The organism is Bacillus sp. EB106-04-04-XG123 (assembly GCF_058791855.1).
On record NZ_JBYTDZ010000002.1, the window covers coordinates 247,365 to 260,605 of the forward strand.

Consider the following 13,241-nt stretch of genomic DNA (forward strand, 5'->3'; position numbering starts at 1 on the left):
TGTCCCCTGCTCCCCGCATAACATAAAAACGATCGTTTTCAGTTTTTCTCTTTACAAAAGAAAGACAGACGCTTAGAATAAAATAAAAGTTTCCCTAAGGAAACAAATTAGCATTAGAGAATCATTTCATCCTTTAGTCAAAATTATTTATTTTATGCATATATCTTTAGGAAGTGCAATCATGATTGAAAGGGGCCGCAAGAGATGTCAAATGCTTTAACAATCGACCGTCTTCATGTCTCATATCACGGACAAGATGCATTAGAGAACGTCTCTCTTTCCATACAGGAAGGGACAATGACAGGAATCATCGGTCCAAATGGTGCTGGTAAATCGACGTTACTCAAGGCATGTTTGGATTTAATTGAAAAAGACCAAGGGGATATTCGTTTTTTTGAACAGCCCTTTAAACAAGTGAGAAAACAGATCGCCTATGTACCGCAGAGAAATGATTTAGATTGGACGTTTCCCATTCATGTACTGGATACCGTACTACTTGGAACATATCCGAAGCTCGGACTAATGAAACGTCCAAAAAAAGAAGACCGGGCATATGCGTATCACTGTTTAGAAAAAGTCGGAATGCAAGACTTTGCCAAAAGACAAATCGGTGAGTTATCCGGCGGGCAGCAGCAGCGTGTCTTCCTTGCAAGGGCTCTTGCTCAAAACGCACAGCTCTTCTGTTTGGATGAACCGTTTGTCGGAATTGATATGGCAAGTGAAGAAACGATGGTGCGCATTTTGAAGGAATTACGAGATGAAGGGAAAACCATTTTGGTTGTCCATCATGATTTAAGTAAGGCAGATGATTATTTCAGCCATCTTGTTCTGTTAAATAAAAAACTCATCAAAGCAGGGCCTGTACACGACATTCTTCGCCCAGAGATCATGCTGGAAGCATATGAAACACAGCTGCCATTCTTAAAATCAGCAGGAGGAGACGTGTAATGGAATTTTTAACCGGACTCTTTGAATATGCTTTTTTACAAAAAGCACTATTTACATCCGTTATGGTAGGCATCATTTGTGGCGTTATCGGCTGCTTTATCATTTTACGCGGCATGGCCTTGATGGGAGACGCCATTTCACACGCCGTACTGCCAGGTGTCGCCATTTCTTATATGCTTGGAATTAACTTTTTCTTCGGTGCCGTTTTAACTGGCGTGTTAACAGCGATTGGAATCGGTTACGTGAGTCAAAACAGCCGCATAAAAAATGATTCAGCCATCGGCATTGTCTTTACAGCCTTTTTCTCAATCGGAATTATTTTGATCACATTTTTGAAAAGTTCGAGTGACCTATATCACATTCTATTTGGAAATGTACTAGCTGTTCGATCAGCTGATATGTGGATTACACTTGGCATCGGCATTTTTATTTTGCTAGCCGTCATCGTTTTCTACAAGGAACTGCTCATTAGTTCATTTGATCCGGTGATTTCTTCGGTTTACGGTTTGCCGAATCGTATGATTCATTATTTTCTCATGACCTTATTGACCCTTGTAACCGTTGCATCACTGCAAACCGTTGGGATTATTCTTGTCGTTGCCATGCTGATCACGCCGGCAGCCACCGCTTATCTCTTGACAGACCGGCTCTGGATCATGATTTATTTATCTGCTTTTTTCGGTGCGGTTTCTGCTGTCATAGGCCTAGGGCTTAGCTTTACGTATAACTTATCGTCTGGTGCTTCCATCGTGCTGGTGGCCACCATTTTATTCGGCAGTGCCTTTATCTTTTCACCAAAGCAAGGCATTCTATGGAGATCATTAAAATCTAAACGAAAACGAACGCACTTAAAAAAGGAAGCGTCTATGTAAAAGGAGGACATATATGAAGAAGGTATTTGCAATCCGTTTGACCGCAGTATTCATTGCCCTTATGATCATCGCAGGCTGTTCGACCCAGCAAAGTAATTCCGGTAAAGATGACGGTACATTAAAAGTTGTTACGACCTACTCCATTCTTTATGACATTGTGAAGGAAGTAGGCGGGCAGCATGTCTCTATTCACAGCATTGTTCCCATTGGTACAGACCCACACGAATTTGACCCACTGCCAAAGGATGTTCAATATACGACGGATGCAGACCTTGTTCTATATAATGGCTTGAACCTTGAAACAGGAAACGGCTGGTTTCAAAAACTGCTCGAATCGAGCGGCAAGGACGGGGATGATGCACCTGTAGCCGAGCTGAGTAAAGGCGTCAAAGTGAAACATTTGTCTTCAAAAGGGCTCGAAAGCCAGCAGGACCCCCACGCATGGCTGAATGTTGAAAATGGGATCCTTTATGCCCAAAATGCCCGAGATGCGCTCATTCAAGCGGACCCTGAGCATAAAGAGGATTACGAAAAAAATGCAGAAGCCTATATCAAAAAGCTTCAAGCGCTTCACGATGAAGCAAAAGAAAAGTTTGATCAGCTGCCAAAAGACAAAAAGCTCCTTGTCACAAGTGAAGGAGCATTCAAGTATTTTGCAGAGGCGTATGGACTGAAAGCCGGCTACATTTGGGAGATCAACACAGAAAGTGAAGGAACACCAGGACAAATGAAGCGCATCATTCATTTTGTAAAAGATCATCAAGTTCCTGCTCTCTTTCTTGAAACAAGTGTTGATAAACGAAGCCTTGAAAGCCTCTCTGAGGAAACCGGGGTTCCAATCAAAGGGAAAGTCTTCACTGACTCTATTGGAAAAAAAGGTGAAGATGGAGACAGCTACTATAAGATGATGAAATGGAATATTGACACCATTTACAAAGGGTTGTCATCATAAGGAAAGACAGGTGGAGTGAATCCGCCTGTCTTTTTTGTCAGCCTGCTATATTTTCTGGGTGTTTTTTCGGCCAAATGACGTAGCTAATGCTAATGACAAAATCAATGGCTAAGATCATTCCCCATGTATTGACAAGCTGCGTCAGCGCTTCCGTCCGCTCTGGTGCTTGGATGAGATAGGTCAAACCATATAACAGCCCCGCTCCGATGACATAAGAAATGACATGCCGAGCCCAGCCGACCATTTCATACATAGACCGCTCTTTACCGTACTTTGGTTTTCCCTTTGGCTTTGGGCCACCTGCAAAACGATAAGCAAATTTAGCATCTGCCCATTTCACCATTTGATGTCCAAAAGCCAGACTCACACCAATATAAACAGCTGCAAGCCCGTGGATGACAGTCGCCACAGCCCCCTGTCTTAAATCTATATAAGTAGCCGCAAGAAGGATGAGATCTAAAACCGGCGTACAGACAAGAAAGAAAGCACCCCACTTTTTCTGTTTAAACACATAACGAAGCGTTAAACCCATTAAAATAAACAGCCAAAAACCAATTTCACATGCCACAATCAGTAACCCGACCAATTTCCCCACATCCTTTTTAACACAATTGTATTAAATAAAAAATAACACAGATGTGTTAAAAAAACAACAGCTATGCTAAAATCAATGTATGCCAAAAATCGTTGATCACCATAAACAAAAACAAAAGGTCGCTCAAGCTGCAATGAGAGTGATTAAACAAGAAGGTTTGGAAAGCGCTTCTGTACGAAAAATAGCAGTAGAAGCTGGAATTTCAGCCGGCTCTATGCGTCATTATTTTTCCACACAGCAAGAGTTGTTTCTATTCTCCATGGATTTAATTCAGGAAAGAGTCAAGGAGCGGATTACAGGGCTTCCATTAAACGGTTCAACGGAGGAAAATGTCATCAATTTATTGGAGCAGGTTCTTCCACTTGATGAAGAACGAAAATTTGAAATGGAGGTGTGGCAGGCTTTTTCCGTCAAGGCACTGACTGAACCAGATCTACAGCCGCTCAATGCAAAGATGTATGACGAACTTTTCCAAACCGCCCAATATTGTTTAATGAAATTGAAAGAGGATGGGCTGCTGCTAGATGATATCGATCTTTTATTAGAAACTGAGCGGCTTTATGCGGTCATTAATGGGCTTGCATTGAATGGAATTGTACAGCCTCATCGGTTACCACCTCAGCTCATACGCTCCGTGCTGCAAATGCACCTGCAATCCATCACAAAAAAAGACATGTCTCCCTAATTGGAGAGCATGTCTTTTTTAATCTTCCATAAAAATACGTTTTGCTTCGTAGTAAAGCACCTGCACAAATTTCTTCACATTGATACGGGTGTGTTCTTCTCTTCCGCTCATCTCTTTCGTCAATTCACTCATTTTCTTTCGCACGATGGTGAAATCGAAAAATTTTGATGCGTAATTTTCAAATGTTGGATGGGAAAAATCGGTTAGCCCAAGTGATGCGATATGTTTCAATGATTGGTTGATCGCACGTCTTACCCGCTGCTCGGCTGCCTTTGCTTCTCTTGCGATGTCTGCCGATGTGTAGGGCTCACTTAATTTATCCTCCGTAATCCCAGTGAAAATGATCTTTAAAGAAGGAAAGGAATCATGATGATCAGCATGCAGCGCTAAATACTGGTCTGTAAACAGAATCATATCTAATAAATCTTTAGACCCCTTCTCACCAACAATACCAAGCTCCGCCAGCAAAAACTGCCCTGCCTCTGCAAGACTTTTCCCCCGCTGCTTCGTTTTCGTCTGACCGCGCTGCTGAAATTGCATGACCGATTTAAGTGAGTGCTGAATATTTTCAATTGAATGCTCTAAATGAAGGCGTTCAATCATGAGATGGAGAACGCTTAAGACCTCTACCCGATTGATCGGCTTTGTCACATAATACTCGACGCCAAGCGTATACGCCTGTCCGATTAATTCCTTTGTTTCAACCTGTGACAGCATTAAATATTTCCCGTGAAACTCATCCTTGATTGCTCGAATCGTTTCAAGCCCGTCCCTTTCCGGCATCAATAGATCAATACATAAAATATCAATGTGCAAATCATTTAAGTAGCTGGCTGTTAACTCAGCGCCATCCTCTGCTTCTCCGGCCACAATACCAAGCTCTTCATCTTCAATGAGCTGAGCCAGTGAAGAACGAACGGCTTCATCATCATCAACAATAAAAAATCTCATCTCCCAATCCCCTCTTTTCTACTGACTTGATCTACTGGTATCGTTAATGTGAAAATCGTTTGCTTATTTGGGATACTCTTCATCTCAACACTTCCGCCAAGCTTCTCCGCTGTATCCTTTACATACGCAAGCCCGATACCGCTCGATGGATTCCCAACCTGGTCGTATTTTAAAGTGAAACCCGGTTTAAAAATAACATGATGATTACGTTCTTTTATGCCAGGCCCGTTGTCGCTGATTTGAAAAATCACCTGGTTCTCTTTCTGTGAAATAGAAAGTGACACTTCTCCATCTACAGGAATGGCTTCAACAGCGTTGGATACGATGTTATTTAACAAAGATAGAATGGTATACACGTGATAGGCGGGGTGTTGCCCATCTTCATCATAATGAAAGACAATGTTTTTTTTAAGAGATTCAGCATAATTTTCATGAATGCGAATGACAAGCCCAGCGATATGAGAAGGACTCTCATAAGCCTGGAAATTTTCCTCATGAATCAGCTTTGATAAGGCAGAAAAAATCCGCTGGTTATCCTTTTTGATTTCATGCACCTCTCCTGCAATTTGCAAGGCGGTTTTACCGAGCTTTTTCAAATCCAATGATTCTGCATCCTTTGCGTGGTGAAGAGATTGATACAATTGATAGGATGTAGCCGTAATGTGCTCAGCATGTGCGAGTGTTTTATGAAAATATGTAGATTCCGTGTAAAGGTTAGACAGGAGCATCAGCAGATGTTCCTTTTCCTTTTTCATCTGACGCTCTCTCGCCTGCTCTTCATATAAACGAATCATTGTATAACAAGCCAACACGAAAAAGCTTCTGAAAATCGCCAAAACAAATAATTGAAACAGCGTCCGCCCCGTTAAAATTTCATCCATGGTGCCTCGAAGTGCGATGATCTCAACAACGCTTGCGCACAGCTCCATGATGATGCCTGTTGCTCCAATCAGCCAAGGCTGATCACGGAAACGTCTGACCTTCAATAAATAAAAGAGTGTGCCATAGACGACATAATAAAGCAGGGAAGGAAATCTTAATGAAACCGCCTCTTCCAGCGGAAGATGCCCTGTCACGGCTGTATCAAGCAGCACGCGAAACGCAAAAACAGATATCCCAGCGATGATGCCGCTTGCCCATGCAGGAAATCTTTTCATTTGAAGCAGGATAAAGAAAAAGACAACGGTTCCAAAGCTGACCCGAAAGCTGTCCTCAAATGGATAAAATTTAAACTCTCCGCCAATCGGCGTCAGTACAATGAGCAGCACAATTAAATAAGGCTCTGTATTCAGCCATTTTTTCAGTAGATTCAAACGCAGTCACATCCCTAATAATTGACGATAGTATACTATGTGAGCTAAAGAAAAACAAACCTCCATGAAAAAGCGCACACCGGAACTTTGCCGGTGTGCGCTTCTCATGATGCCGCTTAATCTTCTAAACGATCTTTTTCTAAAAGTGATGCGCCAGCAATACCTGGTTTTGTCATTTCAAAAGGATTTAAGATGACATCAAGCTCTTCCTCTGTTAACACATCATTTTGCAGACAAAGCTCACGTACAGATGCGCCTGTAAGAATGGCTTCTCTTGCAATTCGTGCAGCCGCTTCATAACCAATATGCGGGTTCACCGCCGTCATGACACCGGCACTCTTTTCTACATATTCTTTTAATCTAGATTCATCTGCTTTTAGGTCACGCAAGCAGTTGTCCACGAAGGACTCGAATACATTTTTCATCATGCTGAGAGATTGAAGCAGGTTGAACACCAACACTGGTTCCATCACGTTCAGTTCAAGCTGGCCAGCCTCTGATGCAAGACAGATTGTGTGATCGTTCCCAATGACTTGGAAAGCCACTTGGTTCATGACCTCAGGCATAACTGGATTGACTTTCCCTGGCATGATAGATGAACCTGGCTGTCTCGGCGGCAAGTGCAGCTCACCAAAGCCTGCTCTTGGACCAGAAGCCATCAGACGAATATCGTTCGCCATTTTGGACATGTTCATCATACATACTTTAAGCGCAGCAGATACTTCTGTATAAGCATCTGTATTTTGCGTTGCATCGACTAAATCTTCAGCACCAACTAACGGTAATCCGCTAATGTCAGATAGATAGCCAACCACTTGGCGAATATATTTAGGATCTGCATTCAATCCAGTTCCGACTGCTGTTGCACCCATATTGACTTCATATAAATGCTGTCTAGACTGCTTGATACGTTTAATATCACGAGCAAGAACTTTTGCATACGCACTAAACTCTTGTCCAAGTCTGATTGGAACAGCGTCCTGAAGATGCGTACGTCCCATTTTGATGACATGATCGAATTCCTGCGCTTTTTCAGTCATGACTTGATGCATGTTTTCCATCGTATAAAGTAGTTTTTCAATCATATTCAATGTTGAAATATGAATCGCTGTTGGGAAAACGTCGTTTGTTGACTGCGACATGTTCACATGCGTGTTTGGACTTAGCTCAGTATAAGCGCCTTTTTCCTTTCCTAGTAGTTCAAGCGCTCTGTTTGCAATGACTTCATTGGCATTCATATTCATTGAAGTGCCAGCCCCGCCTTGAATTGGATCGACAATAAATTGATTGTTCCATTTTCCTTCGATGACCTCATCTGCCGCTTCAACAATTTTTTCTCCAAGGCCAGAATATAGTCGCTGTGTATCCATATTTGCAAGTGCGGCTGCCTTTTTGACAATCCCTAATGCTTTGATGAGTTCCTCATGAATACGGTAGCCTGTAATTGGAAAGTTCTCCACTGCACGTAATGTTTGAATTCCATAATATGCTTGAGTGTCTACTTCCTTTTCACCTAGAAAGTCTCGTTCGATTCGAACTTGCTTGTCCTGTAGCTTCGTCATTTGAAAAGATCTCCTTTTTTACGCTGCTTTTGTTTGTTGTTTCAATTCCTCAATATACTTCTTCGATTTCTCTTGATCAAATACTTTTTCCCACTTAGACATGACAATGGCTGCAAGTGAGTTACCAAATACGTTCACTGTTGTACGAACCATGTCAAGAAGTCGGTCGATCCCAACGATGAAGGCAAGTCCTTCAAGCGGCAGTCCCATAGCACCAAGAGTTGTGATGACAACAACGATCGATGCACCTGGTACACCAGCCATTCCTTTAGATGTCAGCATTAAAATTAATAGTAACGTAATTTGCTCATAGATGGAAAGCGGCATGCCGTACATTTGTGCAACAAATATCGCAGCAATGGATTGATAGATGGCACTTCCATCTAGGTTAAAGGTATAGCCTGTTGGAATAACGAACGACGTGATCGCTTTCGGGCAGCCGAACTTCTCCATTTTGTCCATTAATCTAGGCAGTACAGCTTCTGAACTTGCTGTTGAGAATGCAAGAATGATTTCTTCTTTTAATACTCTAAATAGTGTAAAGACGCTTGTTCCAGCCATTTTAGCAATAATGCCAAGTACAACAATGACGAAGAATGCCATTGTACCGTAAACGACAAGTACCAGTTTACCTAGCGGGAGAAGCGCTCCGACCCCGAATTTGATCACCGTCACACTGATGAGCGCGAATACACCAAATGGTGCAAACTTCATCACTTTATTGGTCACCCAGAACATGGCTTCGAGTATACCCTCAAAGAATCCTAATACTGGTTTTCCTTTATCTCCTACTGCGGCAATTCCTAATCCGAATAAGACTGTAAAGAAGATGGTTGGTAATAGATCACCTTCTGCAATAGATTGGAAAACGTTTGTTGGTACAAGATGAACCAACGTTTCAGAGAAAGTCGCTTTTTCAGAAGAAGCCTTAGATGTCTCTTCATATTTAGAGATATCGCCTTTCTCCATGTTGCTCATATCAATTCCTGTACCAGGATGGAAGACGTTTGCTGCAAGCAGTCCAACTGCTAATGCAATCGTTGTCACAATCTCGAAGTAAAGAATTGTTTTTCCGCCGAGTCTTCCGATCGTTTTCATATCGCCTACACCTGCAACTGCTACAATCAATGCAGCAATAACAATTGGAAGAACGATCATTTTAATTAAATGGATGAATATATCGCCAATCGGCGTTAACACATTAATAACGGTTTCATTTTGATAAAACAGCGCTCCCACGACAACACCCAGAACAAGTGCAATGAGTATTTGAGAAGCTAACCCTAACTTTTTCATACGTGAACCCCCTTTTTTTGATAACGCTTTCTTTGTTGCTTAATCGCATCTTAACGACGAACCTACAAAAAACGACAAAAAGGAACAAAAAGAAGTGAATTTTTTATGAAAAATCTTTAAAAAGGTGGGTTTTTCCACAATATTGTTAAAAAAAGACTTCGCTTTTGGCGAAGTCTTAATGATTTTGCATTTGTTCACTTGGTGTATCTTGTTGTGTAGAAAATCTATCGTACATCGCATATCCAATGAGGACAAGAACAACGTAGAACAATGCACTAATCGTCCAAACCCATTTGACATTCATCTTCATTCTGCCACTCCTTCTCTGACTGGCTTCAATCGCTGCAATCTGAGCGCATTCAGCACAACGGACACGGAGCTAAAGGCCATTGCCGCTCCTGCAAGCCATGGCGCAAGGAAACCAAATGCAGCGATCGGTATCCCAATACAGTTATAGGCAAGCGCCCAAAATAAATTTTGCTTAATGTTTCTCATTGTTTTTTGACTAAATTCCAGCGCATCTGCAATCGCATGGAGATCTCCTGTCATGAGCGTAATATCTGCTGCTTCCATGGCAACGTCTGTCCCTGTTCCCACAGCCATCCCAATATTCGCTGTTGCAAGAGCTGGGGCATCATTGATACCGTCTCCGACCATGGCGACTTTTTTTCCTTGTTTCTGAAGCGCTGCAATATGAGCCGCTTTTTCTTCAGGCAGCACTTCAGCAATGACATGATCAATGCCTGCCTGTTTCGCAATCGCCTCTGCTGTTAGTTTATTATCACCTGTCATCATCACAACGTGAATCCCCTGCTCTTTCAGACGAGCGATGGCTTGATGAGAGGATGATTTGATCGTATCTGCGACCGCGACAATGCCAGCGACTTCGCCGTCAATCGCGACAAGCATAGCCGTTTTTCCTTGCTCCTCCAGCGTTGTGACGGATGATTCGACTTGATCATATGGGATATGATGTTTCTGTAATAGCTTACGCGTTCCAATTAAAAGCTTGTGTCCTGCGGCATTTGCTTCAATTCCATGACCTGGATCTGCTTGGAAGGCTTCAACTCCGACTGCTTCAAGACCTTGTTCCTTCATTCCATCTGTGATCGCTCGGGCAAGCGGGTGTTCCGACTGCTGTTCTGCCGATCCTGCTAGTTGCAGCACCGCATCTTCTGTCCAATTCGCGTATGCCAACACATCTGTCAGACTCGGCTCCCCTTTTGTCACAGTTCCTGTTTTATCTAACACCACCGTGTCGAGTGATTGAGTCACTTCTAAATGCTCTCCGCCTTTAAACAGAATGCCTGATTCAGCCGCACGGCCGCTGCCAGCCATAATAGAGGTAGGTGTAGCAAGTCCGAGCGCACACGGACATGCGATGACAATGACGGCTATAAAGGTTTCAAGTGCTGACGTCACATTTCCTGGGTCAACAAAGAAAAACCATATGAGGAATGTGAGCACAGCAATTCCTACAACGATGGGCACAAATATCCCTGATATTTGATCTGCCATTCTTTGAATCGGTGCTTTTGAGCCCTGCGCTTGTTCTACGACTCGGATAATCTGGGAAAGCGCCGTCTCTTTTCCGACTTTTGTCGCTTTTATTTTCATAAATCCATTTTTATTGATCGTTGCTCCGATGACCATATCTCCTGCGGTTTTATCAACAGGCAGACTTTCTCCTGTAATCATGGACTCATCTATTGCGGTTGTTCCCTCTATGATCTCTCCATCTACCGGCACTTTTTCACCCGGTTTGACAAACACAAGATCATTCACTTTCACGTCAGAAATAGGCACAGTCATCTGTTTGCCATCTCGTTCGATAACCGCTTCTTTCGCTTGTAAGCCCATCAGTTTTTGAATCGCTTCTGATGATCTTCCTTTTGCTCTTGCTTCCATTAATTTTCCGAGCACGATCAACGTAATGAGGACAGCACTTGTTTCATAATAGAGGGCTGCCTCATGTGTGCCTCGAATCGCTGACTGGATGCTTTCATATAAACTATAGAAAAACGCGGCAGATGTCCCAAGTGCGACAAGAACATCCATATTGGCACTTTTATTTCTTAAAGCCTTATACGCACCTACATAAAATGGCCAGCCGACAATAAACTGCACAGGCGCTGCTAACGCCAGCTGAACCCATGGATTCATGAACGCTTCAGGCAGCCAAATAAAGGATGTGAAAGAAAAATGGCTGACCATTGCCCAAAGAAGCGACAGTGACAAAATCATTGAGAATAAAAAGCGTGCCGTCTGCTTCTCTATTGCTGCTTGGCGGTGATCTTTTTTTCCTCCCTCTGCTTGATCTACGTCTGGTTCAATTAAAGAATACCCTATAGACTGCACTGCATCTTTTATATCATTTGTAGACGTTTGGCCCGGATGATATGTGACCTGAAGTGTCTCTAGCGCAAAGTTTACAGACCCGTGATCGACACCGTCCATTCGGTTAATTTTTTTCTCGATTCGGTTTGCACAAGCCGCACACGTCATTCCCTCTATATCAAATTCTGCTTGCTCCATCACCACATCATAGCCAAGAGATTGGACTTTTCGCTTCAAATCATCTGGTGTTAACTGCTCTGATTCGTAGATGATATGGGAAGTTTCAAGCGCCAAATTCACACTGGCATCCTCCACACCTTCCAGCCTGTTCAATCCCTTTTCGATGCGGCCTGCACAGGCAGCACAGGTCATCCCCGTAATTTGAAAGTCAATTTCCTTTTTCATTGATCTCACCTCTCCACATACTCCATGGGGGTATTATATTTTGAAAAAAAGACGTGCTGTCATGCAGCACGTATGTTCATTTATACGACATCATATCCCTGTTCTTCAATCACATCAGAGATACGGTGTAATGTGACTTGATCCGGGTGAAATGAAACCTCCACCTGTCCTTTGTCTAAATGGACTTTCACAGATTCAACACCTGCTAATTCTCCTACATTTCCTTCGACTGCTTTCACGCAATGTCCGCAAGACATGCCCTGCACTTGAAGTGTTGCTTGTTCCACTTCTCATCGCCTCCATCAATCATTTTTCTATAACTTACTATACCCTAGTAGGGTATCAATGTAAACAAAAATGCTACGATTTTGTCAGTTTCGTAAAGACCGTCATTAACTCTTCAATGGCTTCATCCCCATTGCCGCTCTTGATAGCATCTGCTACGCAATGATGTGTATGCTTTTCCATCAAATGCAGACTGACTTTTTTCAAAGCCGCATTGACTGCGGAAATTTGATTCACAACATCTATACAGTAACGATCGTTTTCAATCATTTGTTGAATCCCGCGAACTTGTCCTTCCACTCGTTTCAAGCGATTGATCAATTGATCTTTTTCCTTCTCGGCTCTTGGCGAAGCCATATGTCGTTCTTCATGTTCTGTCATGTGATCACCTTTTTTCTATTATGACTTGTCATTACCTAAATTAAAGCATATCTCCACCGGAAAAGGCAAAGATATGCTGAGCATCGCATATAAAGCTATGTTTGTCCTAATTTGTTAATTGTTCGATATCCTGCAAAAGATTGACGGATTGTTGAAGCTGTTTCATCAATCCCTGCTGATCCTCCAGTATGGAGGCAGCATCAATATCGCCTGCTTTCAATTGCTGTAAATACGTTTGGATTTCCTCTGACAGCACTTTATTTTTTTCAATGATTTGTGCATGCAGGTCTTCTGCCATTTTTGGCGCTGTGACTTCATTAAAATCTTGAATATCTGCCTTCAATGATTCAAGCTGCTGCGTTAATTCTGCTTTTTTGGCGGCATTTTGCACAGCTTCTTCAGCGAGTTTTGGAAAGTCCTCTGTAAATTGCTGAATGTCTGTCACATAGTCATTTGCCTCAGTGACATATGTCGTTGTATCGTTGACCTGATCAAGCAAGCCGGAGCACCCGCTTAATACAAGCGTTCCGGAAAATAGGAAAGCCATCACATATTTTTTCAAGATCGATCATCCTTTCATCTGTAGGGTTAAAAGCATCATTTGTTCCGCTTCCCTCTATATCACACAGATGCAAAAAGACCTTAAAAATAGCCAGACC

14 protein-coding genes are annotated in these 13,241 nt (G+C 42.6%); 4 read left to right on the forward strand and 10 right to left on the reverse strand.

What is annotated here, in order from left to right:
* Positions 1–204 precede the first annotated feature (204 nt).
* From AC3WTB_RS06710 to AC3WTB_RS06720, 3 genes are read left to right on the forward strand one after another with little or no spacing between them, the layout of a single operon-like run.
* Positions 205–948: a metal ABC transporter ATP-binding protein gene (locus AC3WTB_RS06710; protein ID WP_039181408.1), complete on the forward strand. Its 744-nt coding sequence runs from the start codon at positions 205–207 to the stop codon at positions 946–948.
* Positions 948–1,820: a metal ABC transporter permease gene (locus tag AC3WTB_RS06715; protein ID WP_039181411.1), complete on the forward strand. Its 873-nt coding sequence runs from the start codon at positions 948–950 to the stop codon at positions 1,818–1,820. Before AC3WTB_RS06710 ends, AC3WTB_RS06715 begins: the two co-directional genes overlap by 1 nt.
* A 13-nt stretch (positions 1,821–1,833) precedes the next feature.
* Entirely contained in the window at positions 1,834–2,772 is a 939-nt protein-coding gene (locus AC3WTB_RS06720; RefSeq protein WP_492333506.1) for a metal ABC transporter solute-binding protein, Zn/Mn family, read from the forward strand.
* A gap of 37 nt (positions 2,773–2,809) precedes the next feature.
* Here AC3WTB_RS06720 and AC3WTB_RS06725 read toward each other — a convergent pair whose 3' ends face one another.
* On the reverse strand, positions 2,810–3,358 hold the full coding sequence (locus tag AC3WTB_RS06725; RefSeq protein ID WP_064498040.1) for a hypothetical protein: 549 nt from the start codon (positions 3,356–3,358) through the stop codon (positions 2,810–2,812).
* 88 nt (positions 3,359–3,446) lie between these two features.
* Here AC3WTB_RS06725 and AC3WTB_RS06730 point away from each other — a divergent pair, with 88 nt between their 5' ends.
* Positions 3,447–4,052 (forward strand): TetR/AcrR family transcriptional regulator, encoded by a 606-nt coding sequence (locus AC3WTB_RS06730; protein WP_369879938.1) that lies wholly within the window; start codon positions 3,447–3,449, stop codon positions 4,050–4,052.
* 18 nt (positions 4,053–4,070) lie between these two features.
* On the opposite strand, the gene AC3WTB_RS06735 is transcribed toward AC3WTB_RS06730, so the two are convergent.
* The 9 genes from AC3WTB_RS06735 to AC3WTB_RS06775 all read right to left on the reverse strand — a co-directional run bounded on the left by AC3WTB_RS06735 (position 4,071) and on the right by AC3WTB_RS06775 (position 13,144).
* The gene (locus tag AC3WTB_RS06735; protein WP_034280916.1) at positions 4,071–5,003 is read right to left on the reverse strand and encodes a response regulator; all 933 of its coding nucleotides are present in this window, start codon (positions 5,001–5,003) and stop codon (positions 4,071–4,073) included.
* On the reverse strand, positions 5,000–6,316 hold the full coding sequence (locus tag AC3WTB_RS06740) for an ATP-binding protein (RefSeq protein ID WP_039181423.1): 1,317 nt from the start codon (positions 6,314–6,316) through the stop codon (positions 5,000–5,002). Before AC3WTB_RS06740 ends, AC3WTB_RS06735 begins: the two co-directional genes overlap by 4 nt.
* A 116-nt stretch (positions 6,317–6,432) precedes the next feature.
* Positions 6,433–7,878, reverse strand: coding sequence for an aspartate ammonia-lyase (gene aspA / locus AC3WTB_RS06745; protein ID WP_039181426.1), 1,446 nt, complete (start codon positions 7,876–7,878; stop codon positions 6,433–6,435).
* An 18-nt stretch (positions 7,879–7,896) separates the two neighbouring features.
* Positions 7,897–9,174 (reverse strand): cation:dicarboxylate symporter family transporter, encoded by a 1,278-nt coding sequence (locus AC3WTB_RS06750; RefSeq protein ID WP_039181428.1) that lies wholly within the window; start codon positions 9,172–9,174, stop codon positions 7,897–7,899.
* 175 nt (positions 9,175–9,349) lie between these two features.
* Entirely contained in the window at positions 9,350–9,484 is a 135-nt protein-coding gene (locus AC3WTB_RS06755; RefSeq protein WP_257218418.1) for a hypothetical protein, read from the reverse strand.
* Positions 9,481–11,916, reverse strand: coding sequence for a heavy metal translocating P-type ATPase (locus AC3WTB_RS06760; protein ID WP_492333507.1), 2,436 nt, complete (start codon positions 11,914–11,916; stop codon positions 9,481–9,483). The genes AC3WTB_RS06755 and AC3WTB_RS06760 overlap by 4 nt, the downstream gene beginning before the upstream one ends.
* Before the next feature lie 80 nt (positions 11,917–11,996).
* Entirely contained in the window at positions 11,997–12,203 is a 207-nt protein-coding gene (gene copZ / locus AC3WTB_RS06765) for a copper chaperone CopZ (protein ID WP_024423475.1), read from the reverse strand.
* Between the two features lie 73 nt (positions 12,204–12,276).
* Positions 12,277–12,582, reverse strand: coding sequence for a metal-sensing transcriptional repressor (locus AC3WTB_RS06770; RefSeq protein ID WP_012011272.1), 306 nt, complete (start codon positions 12,580–12,582; stop codon positions 12,277–12,279).
* Positions 12,583–12,688: 106 nt separating this feature from the next.
* On the reverse strand, positions 12,689–13,144 hold the full coding sequence (locus AC3WTB_RS06775; protein ID WP_064498035.1) for a DUF6376 family protein: 456 nt from the start codon (positions 13,142–13,144) through the stop codon (positions 12,689–12,691).
* Positions 13,145–13,241 lie beyond the last annotated feature (97 nt).